The 17,518-nt window shown below is 61.9% G+C and carries 15 protein-coding genes and 1 riboswitch; of the genes, 6 read left to right on the top strand and 9 right to left on the bottom strand.

From position 1 onward, the window contains the following. Nucleotides 1–250: 250 nt before the first annotated feature. The 5 genes from ACCD05_RS03450 to ACCD05_RS03430 form a co-directional block, all read right to left on the bottom strand. Nucleotides 251–2,086 carry a methyl-accepting chemotaxis protein gene (locus tag ACCD05_RS03450; protein WP_112949460.1) on the bottom strand — a complete coding sequence of 612 codons (1,836 nt, stop codon included), beginning with the start codon at nt 2,084–2,086 and terminating at the stop codon, nt 251–253. 224 nt (nt 2,087–2,310) lie between these two features. Next, complete coding sequence (locus ACCD05_RS03445; protein ID WP_112949440.1) at nt 2,311–3,351, bottom strand: ABC transporter substrate-binding protein; 1,041 nt, start codon at nt 3,349–3,351, stop codon at nt 2,311–2,313. Beyond that, complete coding sequence (locus ACCD05_RS03440; RefSeq protein ID WP_112949439.1) at nt 3,348–4,136, bottom strand: ABC transporter ATP-binding protein; 789 nt, start codon at nt 4,134–4,136, stop codon at nt 3,348–3,350. Before ACCD05_RS03440 ends, ACCD05_RS03445 begins: the two co-directional genes overlap by 4 nt. Continuing rightward, nucleotides 4,133–4,957: an ABC transporter permease gene (locus ACCD05_RS03435; RefSeq protein WP_413391140.1), complete on the bottom strand. Its 825-nt coding sequence runs from the start codon at nt 4,955–4,957 to the stop codon at nt 4,133–4,135. Before ACCD05_RS03435 ends, ACCD05_RS03440 begins: the two co-directional genes overlap by 4 nt. A 36-nt stretch (nt 4,958–4,993) precedes the next feature. Continuing rightward, nucleotides 4,994–5,602, bottom strand: a complete 609-nt coding sequence (locus ACCD05_RS03430) for a YkoF family thiamine/hydroxymethylpyrimidine-binding protein (RefSeq protein WP_112949438.1) — start codon at nt 5,600–5,602, stop codon at nt 4,994–4,996. Then, nucleotides 5,595–5,705, bottom strand: a riboswitch (TPP riboswitch). (Overlaps the previous gene by 8 nt.) A 298-nt stretch (nt 5,706–6,003) precedes the next feature. On the opposite strand from ACCD05_RS03430, the gene cysP reads away from it, so the two are divergent. The 4 genes from cysP (at nt 6,004) to ACCD05_RS03410 (ending at nt 9,859) form a co-directional block, all read left to right on the top strand. Continuing rightward, the gene (cysP, locus tag ACCD05_RS03425) at nt 6,004–6,990 is read left to right on the top strand and encodes a thiosulfate ABC transporter substrate-binding protein CysP (RefSeq protein WP_112949437.1); all 987 of its coding nucleotides are present in this window, start codon (nt 6,004–6,006) and stop codon (nt 6,988–6,990) included. A gap of 105 nt (nt 6,991–7,095) precedes the next feature. Beyond that, on the top strand, nt 7,096–7,917 hold the full coding sequence (gene cysT, locus ACCD05_RS03420) for a sulfate ABC transporter permease subunit CysT (RefSeq protein WP_112426833.1): 822 nt from the start codon (nt 7,096–7,098) through the stop codon (nt 7,915–7,917). A gap of 2 nt (nt 7,918–7,919) precedes the next feature. Beyond that, nucleotides 7,920–8,828 carry a sulfate ABC transporter permease subunit CysW gene (gene cysW, locus ACCD05_RS03415; RefSeq protein ID WP_413391137.1) on the top strand — a complete coding sequence of 303 codons (909 nt, stop codon included), beginning with the start codon at nt 7,920–7,922 and terminating at the stop codon, nt 8,826–8,828. Beyond that, a complete protein-coding gene (locus tag ACCD05_RS03410) occupies nt 8,825–9,859 on the top strand; it encodes a sulfate/molybdate ABC transporter ATP-binding protein (RefSeq protein ID WP_112949435.1) in 1,035 nt (344 codons plus the stop codon). The genes cysW and ACCD05_RS03410 overlap by 4 nt, the downstream gene beginning before the upstream one ends. A gap of 4 nt (nt 9,860–9,863) precedes the next feature. Here ACCD05_RS03410 and ACCD05_RS03405 read toward each other — a convergent pair whose 3' ends face one another. From ACCD05_RS03405 to ACCD05_RS03395, 3 genes are read right to left on the bottom strand one after another with little or no spacing between them, the layout of a single operon-like run. Further along, the gene (locus tag ACCD05_RS03405) at nt 9,864–10,616 is read right to left on the bottom strand and encodes an ABC transporter ATP-binding protein (RefSeq protein ID WP_112949434.1); all 753 of its coding nucleotides are present in this window, start codon (nt 10,614–10,616) and stop codon (nt 9,864–9,866) included. Next, nucleotides 10,610–11,674, bottom strand: a complete 1,065-nt coding sequence (locus tag ACCD05_RS03400; protein WP_112949433.1) for a FecCD family ABC transporter permease — start codon at nt 11,672–11,674, stop codon at nt 10,610–10,612. Before ACCD05_RS03400 ends, ACCD05_RS03405 begins: the two co-directional genes overlap by 7 nt. A gap of 2 nt (nt 11,675–11,676) precedes the next feature. Then, a complete protein-coding gene (locus ACCD05_RS03395; protein WP_112949432.1) occupies nt 11,677–12,807 on the bottom strand; it encodes an ABC transporter substrate-binding protein in 1,131 nt (376 codons plus the stop codon). Between the two features lie 245 nt (nt 12,808–13,052). Between ACCD05_RS03395 and ACCD05_RS03390 the strand changes: the two genes are divergently transcribed. Together ACCD05_RS03390 and ACCD05_RS03385 are read left to right on the top strand one after the other, a co-directional pair. After that, complete coding sequence (locus ACCD05_RS03390) at nt 13,053–13,664, top strand: nucleotidyltransferase family protein (protein WP_112949431.1); 612 nt, start codon at nt 13,053–13,055, stop codon at nt 13,662–13,664. A gap of 294 nt (nt 13,665–13,958) precedes the next feature. After that, nucleotides 13,959–15,905 (top strand): methyl-accepting chemotaxis protein, encoded by a 1,947-nt coding sequence (locus tag ACCD05_RS03385; protein ID WP_162724579.1) that lies wholly within the window; start codon nt 13,959–13,961, stop codon nt 15,903–15,905. 138 nt (nt 15,906–16,043) lie between these two features. On the opposite strand, the gene ACCD05_RS03380 is transcribed toward ACCD05_RS03385, so the two are convergent. Further along, on the bottom strand, nt 16,044–17,510 hold the full coding sequence (locus tag ACCD05_RS03380; protein ID WP_112949429.1) for an MFS transporter: 1,467 nt from the start codon (nt 17,508–17,510) through the stop codon (nt 16,044–16,046). Nucleotides 17,511–17,518 lie beyond the last annotated feature (8 nt).

Below are 17,518 nucleotides of genomic sequence, written 5' to 3'. Positions count from 1 at the left end.
CGCGTGCTGTCATCGTCGAAATGGACCCGCGTAACGGCCGCCGATGGCTGACCTCTGATTACGTCAGCATTGCTTACTTATCTTGATTGCTGGAGTCAAGTTTGACTCGAGGTGCGCGCGATTTTCCTCGCGGCCTGCTTGCAAACTTCCTGGCCGGCAAAGGTTATGAGCACAACGATATGTGGCGGCGCCTGGGGAGACGCCGCCACATCTATTCCGATAATCGAGCCGACTCGATCGCGTCGGAGAGTTAGCTTGCGAGCCGCATCTTCTGGCCCATGTCGTGAAGCGCCGTCGCCCCACCCCTCTGAGCAATGCGGAAGCCTCGGATCAGATCGAGCAGATCGCCGGTGTCGTTGGCGAGCACCTCGGCGGATGCGGTCGTCTCTTCCGCCATCGCGGCATTCTGCTGCGTTGCCGTGTCCAGCTGGTTCATCGATTGCGAGATCGATCGCAAGGTCGTGTCTTGCTCCTGGGCACTGTGAGAGATCTTCGAGACGATCTCGTTGGCGCTTTCGATCTGGCTTGAAATCCTCTTCAGCGCTTCACCGGCGCGTCCGACGAGATCCACACCCTGCTCGACCTGCGTCGAGGAGCTGGAAATCTGGCCTTTGATTTCCTTCGCCGCCGCGGCAGACCGCTGCGCGAGTTCGCGAACCTCCTGCGCGACAACCGCGAAACCCTTGCCGCTTTCGCCGGCACGGGCCGCTTCTACGCCGGCATTGAGGGCCAGAAGGTTCGTCTGGAAGGCGATTTCGTCGATGACACCGATGATCTTCGTGATCTCGGCGGAGGACTGTTCGATCCCGTTCATCGCATTGATCGCTTCGCTGACGACGGCGTCGCTCTGCCGGGCCTCGGTGCTGACACTGGAGACGCGCCGCGCCGCCTCGCGGGCGCCGTCAGCAGTCTGCCTGACGGCAACCGTCAGTTCGTCGAGCGCCGCTGAGGTTTCCTCGAGGTTCGCGGCCTGGCGTTCCGTGCGCTGCGCGAGCTCGTTGGAGGCGCGGCGAATTTCTTCCTTGCTGACGGCAATGTCGTTGCCCTTCAGGCTGACGCGCGACATCGCCTGCTCAAGCCGTGCGAGCGCATCGTTGAAGTTGTCGCGCAGGCCGGCATACTTGGTGCCGAGATCATCGCAGCGGACGGTGAGGTCGCCGTTCGCCAGCCGCTCGAGCGAGCTTCCGATGGTCGAGACCACATGCGCCTGTTGCTCGGCGTCGAGCAACTGCGCATCGACGCTGCGCTGGCGCTCGGCATTCAGCTCGCGCTGCTGCTCTTCCTGGCGGATGGTCATCTCCTGGCGATCGCGCACCTTTTCCTGCAGCGACTTGGTGGCTTTCGCCATCATGCCGACTTCGTTGCGCAGGTCGGTGTGCGGAATGACCTTGCTGACATCTTCATTGGCAACCGCGCCCAACGCGTCATGGATCGCAGTCAGCGGCTGCGAAATGCTGCGAATGATGTAGAAAGCCATGGCGACGGCGATGGCCAGCGCGACGAGACAGAGACCAACGACTTCAATCGTCGCATTCCAGATCTGCGCCTCGACGTCATCCATGTAGACGCCGGTCGCAACGACGACCTTCCAGGGTTCGAAGGCTTTCGAGTAGTTGCCCTTGAGGAAGAGCTGATCGGCCGGCTGGCCGGGCTTCTGCCAGTAGAAGATCGTGCGGCCGCCGCCAGCGATACCGCGATCAACCTGTTCCTTGGAGATATATTTTCCGGTCTTGTCCTGTGTGCCGGACTGGTTCTGACCGATGCTTTTGGAGCCTTCCTTGAAGATCTGGACGACATTGTAGTCGAAGCCGACGAAATAGCCTGAAGGCTCGTATTTCATCTTCTCGACAACCTTGAAGGCTGCCTGTTGTGCGGCTTCGTGCGTCAGTGTTCCGGCTTTCTCCTGTTGGTAGAAGGTGTCGAGCACACTGATGGCGCTTTCGACCTGCGAGCGCATCATTTCGAAACGTTCGGTGTAGATGGCATCACGCAATGTGCTGATCTGCATGTAGACAATGCCCGAGAATATGACGAGCAGCAGGCCCACGAGCATAAAAAGTTGGCGTGAAATCCTTAGGTTTTTCAAAATGAAAGCTCCGAAAATCAAAGTGGCGAGAACGCCGTAATGGTAAAAATATTCGCCTGCTAGCAATCGGCGGTACATCATGAATTTTCGGTAAAGCTTTAATCAAACTGCACGCTAGGCTACTCGCTTGGCCTTGTGCTTTTGATCACCTCGGCCACGGGAAGCACTCCTCCAATCGGCTACCGATTGGAGGAGTGTCGTGGATGGTGCAGGCATGCCGGCTGTCAGGCGGCGTCGAGCGGCGTGTTCGTGAAATAGCGCGAGAAGTCAGGTGCTGTGGTGAGCGCCTTGCCGTCGGCATCCTTCAGGATTTTCGCCTGAAACAGATAGTCGCCGGTCGCTGTCATCTTGGCCGGATCGATGCGACCGGTAATGCCGTCGTTTGTGCGGAAATAGTGCCCCGCGATCAGCGCCTTCAGCGATGCCTCTACAAGCGCGCGATTGGTCAGCGCGTCGCTATTGGCCGCGATCATCAGATCGACCGCGTCGTCGGGGTGATCGACCGCGAAGTCGTAGCCCTTGCGGGTTGCCTGCAGGAAGGCGCGGGCGAGGTCCGGCTTCTCGTTTAGAAATGCCTGGCTGGAGGCGAGCAGCGTCGTGTGCTCGTCCGGAACGCCATAATCGGCGTAGCGGAAGGCGCGTTGCTTCACACCCTCGAGCTCCGCCTGCACGCCTTCCCAGGTGTAGACTTCGAGCGTGAAATCAACGCTGCCGTTGGCGAGCGCCTGATAGGCGGAGGTGCCGAGCGTCACGGTCTCGAATTCGCCCTTGCCGCCATCATGCCGGATCAGCGAACCGATCAGCGCGTTCTCCCAGGCGCTGCCGAAGCCGCCATAGGTCTTGCCGTCGAGATCCCTGGGGCTGCGGATGTCATCGCGATCGGCATTGAAGACGAGGCGGCCGGTCTCGGTCTGAACGATGGCGTAGGTCGCCACGAGATCGGCGCCGGCTGTCCGCTGTGTCATGAGGCCGATGGCGCCGTCAATGCCGAAGTCAGCGACATGGTTGGCGACGAGCGTGCCGGCCGATGTGTCCGTATAAGGCAGGATTTCCACGTCGAGGCCGGCATCGCGATAAAATCCCTTGTCGCGCGCCACGAAGAGGCCGATGTGGTTGGTATTCGGCGTCCAGTCCAGCGCGACCTTGACGGGGCGCTTCTCCTGGCTGCGGGCCGGCCTCGACAGAAGCGGTGACATTGGCAGCGTCAGAGCAAGCCCTGCGGCGGAAGCCAGGGCTGCGCGGCGGGTCAGCATCGGGTTTTTCATCGTGGTTCTTCCAAATTGGTCGTTGTGGCGTCGTTCGGGGCATCGAAGAGCGTGTCGAGAATGTCGGCCTCGATCTCGCCCGCAAGCGCCCGCGCCGCGCCGTCCAAGATGCGTGGGCGCGGCAGATCGACGGTGATCTCGCGGATGACGCGGGCCGGGCGGGGCGAGAAGATATAGATGCGATCGGAGAGATAGACCGCTTCGCGCACATCATGGGTGACGAGCATCGCGGTCCAGTCGTGCTGCGACCACATCTGCTCCAGCCAGCGCTGCATGCTGGCACGCGTCAAGGCGTCGAGCGCGCCGAAGGGTTCGTCAAGCAGGAGCATCGGCTTGTGCTGCACCACGGTGCGCAGCAGTGCCGCCCGCTGCCGCATGCCGCCGGACAATTCTGCCGGATAATGCTGTTCGAAGCCGTCGAGGCCGAATTCTGAAAACAGCGGCAGCACCCGCCGGCGGGCCTCGGCGCGGCGCATGCCCTGAACCTCGAGGCCGAGCGTGGTGTTGTCGATTATGCGCCGCCACGGCATCAGCGCATCGCGCTGCGGCATGAAGGCGAAGGGGCGGATCGTTCCGTCAAGCGGTTGGCCGTCGAAGCGCATGCTGCCGCCCTCAGGCCTGCGCGCGCTGGTCAGCAGTTTGAAGAGCGTTGACTTGCCGGAGCCCGAAGGCCCGAGAATGGAGACGAATTCGCCGGGCTTCACCGTCAGCGAGATGTCCGACAAGACCGGCGTTTCGCCGTAGCGGCAGGTGATGTGGTCGAGTTCCAGGCGCGGCACGGTCATCGGGCGCTTCCCTTTCCGCGTCTCGCCCATGGCATGGCCAGGTGTTCGGCGATCACGGTGAGGCCGAACAAAGTGAGGGTCAGCGCGGCGCTGACGAACACGGCGGCGAGCACCAGATCGGGCCGGAAATTGTTCTTGGCGTTCAGCATGTAGATGCCGAGCCCTTTGGCAGCACCCGCATATTCGGCGAAGATCGCGCCGACGACGGCGTAGGTGATGGATATACGCAGCCCAGCGAAGAAGAAGGGTAGGGCGGATGGCAGGCGGGCCAGCAGGAACTGCTTCCAGCGTGGCGCGCCCATCGAGGCAACCAGTTGCTGCAGCTCGTCCTCAGTCGATTGATAGCCCTGGCAAAGTGCTACCAGCATCGGGAAGAAGGTGACGAGCGCGACGAGCATAATCTTTGGCATCAGGCCGAAGCCAAACCACAGGACGATCAGTGGCGCGATGGCGACCAGCGGCAGCGTCTGGCTGATGATGAAGAGCGGAAACAGGGCGCGGCGCAGGGACTGGCAGAAATCGATCAGCACCGACAGGATGAAGGCGGCCGCAAGCGAGCAGCCGAAGCCTGCAAGCGTCGCCCGCAATGTCGGGAGCGTGTTGTCGAACAGGGCCTGCCGGGACTGGAAGGTCTGCGCAAGCACGCGGGAAGGCGCGGGCAAGGTCGTGGGCGAGATGCCGGACAGGCGGACATAAGCCTCCCAGGCCGCCGCCAGAAGGCAGACCGCCGCGATTGCCGGCAGACCCCGGCTTAGACCAGTACGGATATGATGGTGCAGGCCGGAAACGACCTGCCGCGAAGGCAGACGTGATGTCGACATGATAGAACCGTTCTGAACGCGAGCGTGGGTCGGCGCTTAGCGCTTGGACGGGCTGTTTGCCGAGACGGTAAGGTCGATCGTCACATGGCCCGCCGGCGGGCCGAAGCGCACCAGCGCCTCGTGCACGGTCGAAAACACCGCGCCGGTGTCGCCGCGCAGCTTCGTGCAGAAGTTCTTCGATTTCTCGAAGACACCGGAATTCCTCAGGAAGTCGATGCAGCCGTAGATCTCGTCCATGTGGCCGTCGATCCCGAGCGTATAGAGCGAAAACTGGGCGGCCGTTTCCTGACCGATGACAGGCGCGTCCTTGACCGCCTGGTGCGCCCTTGCCTTGCGCTCATCGAGCGGCGCAATGGGGCCGGTCAATTCGGGTGTCTGGCAGATCGGATCGTCAGGCTCTCCGGGGCAACCGCGCGAGATGGTCGCGTGCAGCACGCAATGCTTGCCGCTGCTGGCGGCTGTCGCGAACAGGTCGCGCATGGCGGCGAAGACGACATCGGGCGTGCCGATGATCAGCGTCGAAATATCGTCCGTCTCGATCCGCAACCTGTCACGATGGGGATCGAGCGCGGAAAGCGCCTGGGTGATGACACCGACGAAATCGTCGGTCATGGGATACAGTGAAATCTGCGCGCCGGAAAACATCGCTCTACCTCGCTCCGCTGGCATTATCCAGATCAGCTTGAGGGTCCACGATCATGCGACCGTATCTCAGCCCCGGCATTACGGAGCACCCCTGTGATGTCGGGGTGATACGCCAAAGCCCGGACGAGCGCAAGGGCCATGTATTGGGCTGGTGAGCCATGACCTCGCACCGATTTTCATCCGGCAGGCTCGGATGGCCAGAGCGCGGAAAGCATTTTGTTAGCAGAGGCTTAGGAACGCTTGATAAGTATGCTCCCGCGCCGCATGAAGCAAAACCGCCGCGAAATATGGCGAAAAAGGGACAGAATTTCTAAGCCTGTACGCAACCGGGGGCGGTGGTTCCTCGCGATCTGGAGGCGGTCCGATTAGTTTCACCGCACAGTGAAACACCGGAGCGATAGATGAAACGCCTTCTGATTCTCGGCACAGCGCTTGCCGCCTTTTTTTCCGTTCAGGCCCATGCCGAAGAGCCGACGAAGCTTCTCAACGCATCCTATGACGTTTCCCGCGAGCTTTTCGCCTCGGAGAACGAAGCCTTCATCAAGCAGCATCCGGGCATCACGATCGACCAGTCGCATGCCGGCACTTCCAAGCAGGCGCGCTCGATCATCGAGGGCCTCGAGGCCGACGTCGTGACGTTCAATCAGTCGACGGACATCGACTTCCTCGCGAAGAATGGCTTCGTCTCCAAGGACTGGGCCAAGGCCTTCCCGAACAACGCGTCGCCCTTCTACTCCTTCCCATCCTTCCTGGTGCGCGCCGGCAACCCGAAGAACATCAAGGACTGGGGCGATCTGGCGCGTGACGACGTGCATGCGGTCTTCCCGAACCCGAAGACATCGGGCAATGCACGCTACACCTATCTCGCCGCCTATGCCTGGGCCAAGGAAGCCTACAAGGGCGACGAAGGCAAGATCGAAGCCTACATCACCAAGATCTTCGACAACGTGCCGGTCTTCGACACCGGTGGCCGCGCCTCCACGACGACCTTCGTCGAGCGCGAGACCGGCGATGTGCTGATCACCTTCGAGGCCGAGACACGCGGCATCGAGAAGCAGTACGGCTCCGACAAAGTCCAGGGCGTGATCCCGTCGGTCAGCCTGCTTGCCGAGTTCCCCGTCGCTGTCGTTGACAAGGTCGCCGCCAAGCATGGCTCCGAAGCGCTCGCCAAGTCCTATCTCGACTTCCTCTACACCGAAGAAGGTCAGCGGATTGCCGCGCAGTTTGGCCATCGCGTTCGCGATGAGAAGGTGATCGGCGAGTTCAAGGACCAGTTTCCAGCGATCCGCCTCGTCAATGTCGATGAGACCTTCGGCGGTTGGGAAAAGATCCAGAAGGAACACTTCGCGTCCGGCGGCATTCTCGACAAGCTTTATGGCAGCCGGTAAGCCCTAACCGGATATTACATCGCTTTGCCCGGCTGGCGTTTGCCCGCCGGGCCGCTTTCGTCATCGTGCTTGCAGAGCAGGACTTATGAAACAGGGAATGACCGCTTGAGACGCAACGTCCTGCCCGGATTACGCCTGTCGCTGGGTGTGACCCTTCTCTATGTCGGCCTTATCGTCGTGCTGCCTCTGGCCGCCCTGGTGTTCAAGGCCGCAAGCCTTGGGCCGGAGGATTACTGGCGCATCGTGTCATCCTCGCGCGCGCTCGCCAGCTATCGGGTCACGGTGCTGTCGGCGCTCGGCGCCACGATCTTCAACCTGTTTTTCGGCTTCGCGCTCGCCTGGGTGCTGACGCGCTATCGCTTTCCCGGCTGGCGGCTTGTCGATGCGATGGTCGATCTGCCGTTCGCGCTGCCGACGGCGGTGGCCGGTATCGCGCTGACGACGCTGTTTGCGGCGAACGGCTGGTTCGGCTCGGTGCTTGAAGGTATCGGCATCAAGGTCGCCTATACGCCGATCGGCATCATGGTCGCCATGTGCTTCACCAGCCTTCCTTTCATCGTGCGCACGGTGCAGCCGGTTCTGGAAGATCTCGATCCCGCTTACGAAGAGGCCGCGCAGTCGCTGGGTGGTTCGGACTGGACGATCTTTCGCAAGGTCATGCTGCCGTTGCTGACGCCGGCGCTGCTGGCCGGCGTGTCCTTGTCCTTCGCCCGCTCGCTCGGCGAGTTCGGCGCCATCATCTTCATCGCCGGCAACCAGCCGATGTCGACGGAGATCACAGCGCTTCTCGTCTTCATCCGGCTTGAGGAATACGACTACCAGGCCGCCGCGGCGATCGCATCCGTCCTGTTGCTGACGGCCTTCGTCATGCTGGCGTTGACCAACTGGATGCAGGCGCGGGCGCTGCGATACACGGTGAGGAACTGATCATGAGCAGCATTCCCACCCGCCGCAAACCGCCGCGCGTCGGCGATCAGCCGATCGTCAGGCGCACCTTGATCAGCCTTGTGCTGATCATCGGCGCGTTCCTCATCCTGGCGCCGCTCGTCATCATCGGCGTCGAAGCCTTCGCCAAGGGCTGGCAGGTCTATAGCGCCACGATCAGCCACCCTGATACGCTGCCTGCGATCATGCTCACCGTGCTGACCGCGTTGATCGCGGTGCCCATCAACACCGCGTTCGGTGTCGCGGCCGCATGGTCGATCACCAAGTTCGATTTCTGGGGCAAGCGCTTCCTGCTGGTGCTGATCGAGGTGCCGTTCTCCGTATCGCCGATCGTGGCCGGCGTTGCCTATCTCTTCGTCTACGGGCTGCAGGGCATCTTCGGGCCGACGCTCGAGGCCTACGACATCAAGATCCTGTTCGCCATTCCAGGCATCGTTCTCGCCTCGATGTTCGTGACCGCGCCCTTTGTCGCGCGAGAACTCATACCGCTGATGCAGGCGCAAGGGCGCGATCTCGAAGAGGCGGCAACGTCGCTTGGCGCGTCCGGTTGGCGCACCTTCTTCTCGGTCACGCTGCCGAATATCAAGTGGGCGATGCTCTACGGTGTCGTGCTTTGCAATGCGCGCGTGATGGGCGAGTTCGGCGCGGTCTCGGTGGTCTCGGGCAATATCCGCGGCCAGACAAATACGCTGCCGCTGCACATCGAACTGCTTTATCACGATTATCAGGCAACCGGCGCCTTCGCCGCCGCCTCGATCCTGGCGGTCATCGCCATCTTCACCATCGTCGCCAAGGTGGCGCTCGAGCGCCAGGGGGCCGGCCGTCGCTCCAGCAGTGCCAAGCCCGCCGCGCGTCCTGTCCTCGTTGCCCAGCCAGCAGAGAAAAACTCATGAAGATCCGCCTCGACCACGTCGTCAAAACCTTCGACACGTTCCGCGCGGTGCGCGACGTCTCGCTGGATATCCGCAGCGGCGAACTTCTCGCGCTGCTGGGGCCATCGGGTTCCGGCAAGACGACGATCCTGCGCATGGTCGCCGGCCTCGAATACTCGGATGGCGGCCAGATCTTCTTCGGCGACCAGGACGCGACCGACATTCCGGTACGCGATCGCGGCGTCGGCTTCGTCTTCCAGCATTACGCGCTCTTCCCGCACATGACGGTCGGCGAAAACATCGCTTTCGGCATGAAGGTATCGAAGGTCAAGCGCGACAAGGCCGCGATCGAAGCGCGCGTCAGCGAGCTGCTGCGCCTCGTGCGGCTGGAGGGGCTGGGCGACCGGTTTCCGGCGCAGATCTCAGGCGGCCAGCGCCAGCGCGTGGCGCTTGCCCGCGCGCTCTCGGTCGATCCGAAAGTGCTACTTCTCGACGAGCCGTTCGGCGCGCTTGATGCCAATGTGCGCCACGACCTGCGCCGCTGGCTGCGCGAGATCCACCACGAGCTCGGCATCACCACCATCTTCGTGACCCACGACCAGGAAGAGGCGCTCGACCTCGCCGATCGCGTCGTCATCCTCAAGGATGGCAAGATCGTTCAGGAAGGCACGCCAGAGCAGGTCTGCCGCGATCCGCAATCGGCTTTTGTGATGAAATTCTTGGGTGATGCAAACGTATTGCCGGCCGAAATCCGCTCCGGCGTCGCCTATGCCGGCGGCGCCTCGGTCGCGGCACCCGGCATTGCCGATGGCACTGGTGAGATTTATGCGCGTCCGGCCGACCTCGATTGGTCCGGAGACGGCCCCGGCATCGACGCCAGCGTCGACCGTGTTCTCGACCGGCCGGATGGTCGCCGCATTCTGGCAAGCACCGAAAGCGGCGTGCAACTGGAATTCGACGTCGAGCCAGAGCGCTCTGTCCGGGCGGGAGATCGCGGCTTCGTGACGGTACGCCGCGCCAAGGTTTTTGGCGCAGCGCAGGCTGCAGTCTAAGCGCTCAGATCGCACCGTCGACGATGACGAGCGGCGTTCCCTGCGAGCAGTGTTCGATGCGCGCGTCGATCTTGTAGATATCGCGCAGCATGGTCTTTGTGATCACGTCGCCGGTCTTGCCGCTCGCCGCCATCTTGCCGTTGCTGATGACGACGGTGTTCTCGCAATAGCGCAGCGCGTGATTGAGATCGTGAAGCGCGATGAGAACGATCATGCCATCGCGTTTGGCCGTGGCGGAGATGAAGTCCAGAACTTCCACCTGCCGATGCAGATCAAGCGCCGAGGTCGGCTCGTCCATCAGCAGGACTTCCGGATTGCGGATGAGCGCCTGGGCAAGAGAGACGAGCTGGCGCTGGCCGCCGGAAAGTTCGCCAAGCCCGCGAAACGCGAGATCGTCGATGCGCAGCGCCTTGAGGAGTCGGTCGATCGCCGCCAGTTCCTCATCGGCAACTCGCCAACCGCTGCCCTGCTTTGCCGACAGCAATACGGACTCGTAGACCGTCAGCACGGCGTTGGCGCCGGTGTCCTGCGGCATGTAGCAGATCGTTCGCGGACCGGCCTCGGTATCTGAGAGTTCGACCAGCCCCGGCCCCTTGATCAGCGAGGCGATGCGCTTGAAGAGCGTGGACTTGCCTGCCGCGTTCGGCCCGATGATCGCGGTGACGCTGCCGCCGCGAAGATCGTCGATCCCGACATCCTGGAGCACCTTGACCCGGCCATAGGTCGCGCCAACTTGCTTGAGCGCGAGCGCTACCATGCGCGTCTCCTGTTGCTGAAAATGAGGACGAAGAAGAACGGCACGCCCACCAGCGCCGTGATCACGCCGATCGGCAGGATGGCGCCGGGAATGAGCATTTTGCTCACCACCGATGTTACGGACAGAAGAAGCGCGCCGCAGATGACGGCTCCCGGCAAGAAGAAGCGTTGATCCTCGCCGACGACCATGCGGGCGATATGCGGGCCGACCAGTCCGACGAAGCCGATCGTGCCCACGAAGGAGACCGGTATGGCCGCGAGCAGGCTGACGATCATCATCGTCTGCAGCCGCAGGCGCCGCACATTGACGCCCATACTGGCCGCCTTGTCATCGCCGAGCCGCAGTGCGGTCAGAGCCCAGGCATCCTTCATGAACAGGGGAACGGTCACGACGAGAACGGCGGCCGTGAACCAGACCTTCGGCCATGTCGCCTTGGTGAGGCTCCCCATGGTCCAGAACACCACGGCTGCGAGCGCCTGTTCGGAGGCCAGATATTCCAGCAGCGACAGGGCCGCATTGAAGGTGAAGACCAGCGCGATGCCGAGCAGCACGATGGTCTCGACGCTTACGCCGCGCATCGTCGAGGCGAAATGGATGAAGAGCGCTGCGGCCATCGCCATCAGGAACGCGTTGAGCGGCACCATGTACTGGATGGCACCGGGAAACAGCGAAACGCCGCCCACCAGAGCCAGTGCTGCGCCGAAGCTCGCGGCCGCCGAGATCCCCAGCGTAAAGGGGCTCGCGAGCGGATTGGAAAGGATGGTTTGCATCTGCGCGCCGGCAACCGACAGCGATGCGCCGACCGTGACCGCCATCAGGGCGATCGGCATGCGGATATCCCAGATGATCACCCGCAGCTGCGCAGTCACGGCGCTCGGGTCCGCAAGTGCCGCAAGCACGTCCGATAGCGAATAGTTGGCCGGTCCGAGCGCCATATCGAGCGCGATGCTCAAACACAGCGCGATGGTGAGCGCGAGCAGGATCAGGATGCGGCGCAAGGCAAGGGCGCGATATTGCACGCGCCCCGTTGTCGATGTCTCGATGGCGCTGACAGCCATGCTCACATGTCCTTCAGAGAGACGAAGTAGCCCTGTTTGTAATCCAGCGGCAGGAAGCGGGCGTGCAGTTCCTTGAAGGTCGCTTCAGGGTCGAGGTCCGCGAAGAGATCGGGATGCAGCCACTTCGCCATCTCCTGGATCGCGACGAACTGATAGGGATTGTTGTAGAACTGGTGCCAGATGGCGTGCACATTGCCGTCAGCAACGGCCTTGACGCCCGTGAAGGCCGGACGCTTGGTCAGAGCCTCGAGCTTGCGATGGGCTTCCTTTAGATCAGCGCCATAGCCGACACCGACCCAGGCGCCCCCCGGGACGTACTTGTCCCAGTTGCCGCCGGTCACGATGATCTGATCCGGGTTGGAGGCGATGACCTGCTCTGGATTGACCGTTCCGAACGTGCCGGGGATGATATCCTTGGCCATGTTGATGCCGCCGGCGATCTCGACCATCTTGCCGAAATTCTCGTTGCCGAAGGACATGCAGCAATCATCCGAATAGCCGCCGGCACGTTCCACGAAGACCACGGGCTTCTTCGGGTTGCTCTTCTCGAGCACATCGGTCACGCGCTTGATGCTGTCGGCGCGGAACTTGATGAAGTCCTCGGCGACCGCTTCCTTGCCCATCAACTGGCCCATGACGCGCATGCTCGGCTCGGTGTTTTCCATCGGCTTCTCGCGGAAATCCACGTAGACGAGGGGAATTCCGACCTTACCGAGCTTTTCGATGTAGCCAGCCTCTTCCGTCGCGGTCTTGGCGTCGATGTTCATCAGGATGACGTCGGGCTTCAGCGCCACCGCCTGCTCGATGTCGAAGGTGCCATCCTTCATGCCGCCGAATGTCGGCAGCTTGGCGATATCGGGATACTTGGCGAGATAGGCGTCATAGGACTCCGGATCCGCCTTCGGCAGATCGTCACGCCAGCCGACCACGTGTTCGAAGGGGTTCTCCTTGTCGAGCGCGGCGAGGAAGTAGATCTGGCGGCCTTCGCCGAGAATCATATGCTTCACGGGCGTATTCACTTCGACGCTTCGGCCCGTCACGTCCTTGATGGTGACGGTATCGGCCAGAGCCGGCAAGGCGGTCGAGAGGAAGAGGGCGGCTGCTAGTGCTTGGATCTTGCCGGTGAGGCGCATTGGTCGGTCACTCCCTTGGAATTGACCCCCGTCTATTATTTTATGACTTTATTAGTCAAGTTATATCTTGATTAGCGTGCGAGAGCTATGCTCGACCGGTCGTCAAGACATTGACGCCATAGTGATCTTGCTTGCGCCGATGACCCTTGGCTACTACCAGCAGGCGGTGTTAACATATTGACCGCGTTGTACGAACGAGGACTGGCAGGTTTCGCCTGATCGCGATCTGGGAGATTGAAAAGAGGATGAAACCTTCGGTCGCTATCGTGGTGCTCGCCGCTGGACGAGCCAGCCGGATGGGAGAAGGCGGCGCTCACAAGTTGCTGGCCGAATTTGATGGCGTTCCCCTTATTCGTCGCGTCGCGCGGGCTGCATTGGCCTCCGAGGCTTCAGCCGTTATCGTTGTGGTCGGACATCGCCAGGTCGAGATCAGAAACGCCCTGCACGATCTGCCGCTTCACATCATCGAAAATCCCGCCTACGGTTCGGGAATGGCGAGTTCGCTCAAGGCCGGATTTGCTTCGAGGCAATCCTCCGGCGCGGATGGCATCCTCGTCATGATGGGTGACATGCCCGGGATATCCAGCGCGAACATCAATCAGTTGATCGAGACATTTGAAGGCGCGCGGGGAGAGGCGATCGTCCGTTGCGTCGCCGATGGTCAACCCGGCAATCCCGTCATTCTGCCGAACTCCCTTAAAGACGCGGTTCTGCGCCTTGACGGTGATATGGGCGCGCGCGGGATTATCGAAACATGCGGCCTGCCCATCATCGGTGTGGAAATCGGTGCGGCGGCGCGTCTCGATCTCGACACGCCGGAAGCGATCGTCAAAGCCGGTGGGGTGCTAAAGGCCTAGCCGCTGAAACGCCATCGCGCACTGGTTGCCGCACCCAGCCAAACCCGCCAGGAAAAATATTGGCGAGATCAGCATGTTGCCAGCCAATCCGGACAGTTTTAATGGTTTTGTAAGTTAATTGTATGACGAATGGATCTCGGCAGTTCTGGGAGGAGCTATTCGCCATGACGGTGGAGTTGCGCTGCCATGCCCCTCCATATGTCGGTAGATGTTCGTGCATGCCTGGTCGACCCGTGAATGCGTGGGCCCGCCGGTAGAGCGATGAACAGTATCGGCCGCGCGTCAGGCCTTGCCATGAGCTTTCTTCAAAACGCTAAAATTCGCACGAAAATTGTCGCCGTGATTGCCTTGATGGGTATCACCGCGATCGCCGGACTTGCCTATGTCAGCACGCAATTCAAGAATGCGGACAGCCGATATGCAAGCTTCCTGTCGCATGAAAGCATGGCGGCGACCCTCAACGCCAGGGCGACCGGCGGCCTGTTGCAGCTTGGATTCCAGCTGGGCCTGATGATGATCAACGATCCCGCATCTCCCGAGTTCGCGGCGTCCATCAAGATCTACAACGACAACCTGGCTCTGATGAAGGAGCGCATCGTAACCACCGGACGCCTCGTCGAATCGAGAGCTGAGCCGGCCGCGGCGATGCTGACCGCTATCGCGGCCTTCGACACGACGGGTCAGCAGGTCATTTCGTTGGTCAGGGAAGGGAAGCGTGACGAAGCCGTTGTGGTCATGCGCCGCGCCGGCAATCAGCTGACGGCGATACTGCCGCTGTTTGCTGGTGGCAACGATCAGTTGATCAAGATGATGGAAGAAGGAACCGCCGACCTCCAGGCAACGACCGACCACACGATCATCACCGGCCTGTCGGCACTTGGCGTTGCCCTGCTTGCCATCGTCGCCCTTGGCCTCTTTGTCGCCTCGCGCGGCATCACCACACCGATCGACCGTCTTCGCGAGCGGATGCGGACGCTGGCATCCGGCGATACGGCAAGCGAGACCCCAGGCCTGGATCGCAAGGACGAGGTTGGCCAGATGGCTGCGGCGGTCGCGGTTTTCCGCGATAACGCGCTCGAACGTTCGCGTCTTGAGCGCGAAGCCGATGAAGGCCGCTCGCTGTCGGAACATGAGCGCCGGGCTCGTGAAGCTGCCAAGGAGAAGGACGCCGCCGATACCCGCGAAGCTGTCGAAGCGCTCGCGCTCGGCCTCAGCCGGCTTGCCGACGGCGATGTTTCTCATCGCATATCCAAGCCATTCGTCGATCACCTGGATTCTCTGCGCAACAGCTACAACCTGTCGCTCGACAAGCTGCAGGCTGCCCTGCAGGCGGTAGGCCAGAATGCCGGTGTCATCAATTCCGGCGCCGCGGAAATTCGCTCTGCCGCCGATGATCTCGCGCGCCGCACCGAACAGCAGGCCGCTTCTCTCGAAGAAACAGCAGCGGCTCTGGAACAGATCACCACAACGGTGCGCGATTCGACCAAACGCGCCGAAGAGGCAAGCGTGCTCGTCGAGCGCACGCGGTCTGGTGCGGAGAAGTCGGGCGGCGTTGTACGCAATGCCGTCTCGGCCATGAACGAGATCGCCAAATCCTCCGGCGAGATCAGCAACATCATCGGCGTTATCGACGACATCGCGTTTCAGACGAACTTGCTGGCCTTGAACGCGGGTGTCGAGGCGGCGCGTGCCGGCGAAGCCGGCAAGGGATTTGCTGTTGTTGCCCAGGAAGTCCGTGAACTCGCGCAGCGGTCGGCCAAGGCGGCAAAGGAGATCAAGTTCCTGATCACCACGTCAGAAACGCAGGTCAGCACCGGTGTCAATCTCGTCGGAGAAACCGGCACGGCGCTTGTCCAGATCGAAGCGGAAGTGACCGAAATTACCCGGCATGTCCGCGCTATCGTCGAGGCCGCGCGCGAGCAGTCGACGGGCATTCAGGAGATCAATACCGCGGTCAACACCATGGACCAAGGCACGCAGCAGAACGCGGCGATGGTTGAACAGACCAATGCCGCGAGCCATAGCCTGGCCAAGGAAGCCAGCGCGTTGAATGCGCTGCTCGGTCAGTTCACGCTCGACCAGCATGCTCGCTCGCCGGCGCGGACATCGCCCTCGGTTGCCACCGAAACATCGCGACCGGTGGTATCGCACGCGCGGGCGTTGACGCAGCGCCTGGCATCCAGCTTCAAGGGTGGAAATGCCGCTGCTGCGGTCGCGCACAATGATTGGGAAGAGTTCTGATCTGGAGCTTGCGGCGTCGAGTGACGGCGCCGCGCAGACGTGATTGCGGATCGGCCATGTCTCATGGCCGATCTTTTTTGTCTTAGGCCAAACCAGACGATGCATGCCCTTGCCGGCCAGGCTTCGCGCGCGGCCCTATCAGGCGCTCTTCGGAGCCGCCTGCGGCGCTAGCTGATGCGGCACCAGCAGGCAGGCCGGGACAATCAGGACGGCGATCAGCATCATCACCATGAAGGTCGCGTGAAGAGCCTGCTGCAAAGCGAGGCGGATTTCGCCGCCGCCGCCAAGGGCTGCGCCGGTGCCGTTCAGCAGAGCCCGCAGTTGCTCGGGCGTGATCGCCTGCCCGTTGTTGGCGTGTGCCAGACCATAGGTCAGAACCGCGCCCAGCACCGCGGCACCGAGCGTGCTGCCGAGATTGCGCGAAAACACGTTGGAAGCGGTGGCGCTGCCCCGGTCGGAAGCCGTCACGCTCTCCTGGGTCAGGATGAGGGCGCCGATATTCAGCAAGCCCATTCCAAAGCCCATGATGAGCGAGCCGGCAGCTGCCAGCACGGGAGAGCTGGACGGTGCCAGCAGCACGAGCAGGCAGGTTCCGACCGGTATGAACAGGCTGCCGACAATCATGATCGGGCGCAGACCGAAGCGGGAGAACTGACGCGACGCGATTGTCGCGCCGCAGGGCCAGCCGAGCAGCAGCATGGTCAGGGCAAAGCCGGCCACAAGCGGCGAGCGGTCGAGCACGGTCTGCACATACATCGGCAGGAAGGTCGTCAGGCCCATGATCGACATGCTGGCGAAAAAGACGGCCAGGTTGGCGAAGGCGATCGGCCGCCTCAGCCAGAGGTCGGGAGCGACCATCGGCGCTTCGGCGCGCCGTTCCTGCCAGATAAAGGCGACGAGCGCGAAAAGAAAGATGACGAAGGCTGCTATGGTGTAGCTGGAGAGGCCGTTTTCCACCTCGGTGAGCGCGATCATCAGCGCGGAAATCGAGACGGCGAAGAGTGCGGCGCCAAGCACGTCGATCGAGACGACGCGCGGCCGCTTTTCCTCGTGCAGGAACAAGATGAAGCACAGCGCCGCCAGAAGACCGACGGGTATGTTGATCCAGAAGATCCAGGCCCACGGCAGGCTGTGAATGATGATACTGCCGAGAAGCGGCCCGACGACAGCGGACAGCGCCCAGACGCTTGCGAGGTATCCCTGCACCTTGCCACGCTGGTTGCCTGGAAACAGATCGGCGACCACGGTCATTGCGACAGGCTGAAGGGCGCCGGCGCCGATCCCCTGCAGCAAGCGAAACGCGATCATCGACGGCATGGACCAAGCGAAGCCGGCGAGGATGGAGGCCAGCAGAAACAGCGCGATGCCAACCAGCAGCATCGGCTTGCGACCATAGATGTCCGCCAGCTTTCCGAAGATCACGGTTGTCGCTGTCTGCGTCAGAAGGAAGGACGAAAAGACCCACGAATATAGATTGATCTGGCCGAGCTGGGCTGCGATCTGCGGCATTGCCGTTGAGACGATCGTCGCTTCGATGGCGATCATCGCCATGCTTGCCATGATCGCGACAACGACCAGTCCGCGATGCGAAGTTCTTTGTGTCATAGGAGGCT

Origin of the sequence: Rhizobium sp. Rhizsp42, from assembly GCF_047304155.1 — a bacterium.
Lineage (GTDB): Bacteria > Pseudomonadota > Alphaproteobacteria > Rhizobiales > Rhizobiaceae > Rhizobium.
Note: the sequence above shows the minus strand (reverse complement) of the source record. Positions and strands in the feature narration are given on the sequence as shown.

Excerpts from the sequence above, each read along its gene's own strand:
- ACCD05_RS03445 (WP_112949440.1), bottom strand. The coding sequence starts at position 3,351 with ATGAAAAACCCGATGCTGACCCGCCGCGCAGCCCTGGCTTCCGCCGCA.
- ACCD05_RS03440 (WP_112949439.1), bottom strand. The coding sequence starts at position 4,136 with ATGACCGTGCCGCGCCTGGAACTCGACCACATCACCTGCCGCTACGGC.
- ACCD05_RS03435 (WP_413391140.1), bottom strand. The coding sequence starts at position 4,957 with ATGTCGACATCACGTCTGCCTTCGCGGCAGGTCGTTTCCGGCCTGCAC.
- ACCD05_RS03430 (WP_112949438.1), bottom strand. The coding sequence starts at position 5,602 with ATGTTTTCCGGCGCGCAGATTTCACTGTATCCCATGACCGACGATTTC.
- cysP (WP_112949437.1), top strand. The coding sequence starts at position 6,004 with ATGAAACGCCTTCTGATTCTCGGCACAGCGCTTGCCGCCTTTTTTTCC.
- cysW (WP_413391137.1), top strand. The coding sequence starts at position 7,920 with ATGAGCAGCATTCCCACCCGCCGCAAACCGCCGCGCGTCGGCGATCAG.
- ACCD05_RS03410 (WP_112949435.1), top strand. The coding sequence starts at position 8,825 with ATGAAGATCCGCCTCGACCACGTCGTCAAAACCTTCGACACGTTCCGC.
- ACCD05_RS03405 (WP_112949434.1), bottom strand. The coding sequence starts at position 10,616 with ATGGTAGCGCTCGCGCTCAAGCAAGTTGGCGCGACCTATGGCCGGGTC.
- ACCD05_RS03400 (WP_112949433.1), bottom strand. The coding sequence starts at position 11,674 with ATGGCTGTCAGCGCCATCGAGACATCGACAACGGGGCGCGTGCAATAT.
- ACCD05_RS03395 (WP_112949432.1), bottom strand. The coding sequence starts at position 12,807 with ATGCGCCTCACCGGCAAGATCCAAGCACTAGCAGCCGCCCTCTTCCTC.
- ACCD05_RS03390 (WP_112949431.1), top strand. The coding sequence starts at position 13,053 with ATGAAACCTTCGGTCGCTATCGTGGTGCTCGCCGCTGGACGAGCCAGC.
- ACCD05_RS03385 (WP_162724579.1), top strand. The coding sequence starts at position 13,959 with ATGAGCTTTCTTCAAAACGCTAAAATTCGCACGAAAATTGTCGCCGTG.
- ACCD05_RS03380 (WP_112949429.1), bottom strand. The coding sequence starts at position 17,510 with ATGACACAAAGAACTTCGCATCGCGGACTGGTCGTTGTCGCGATCATG.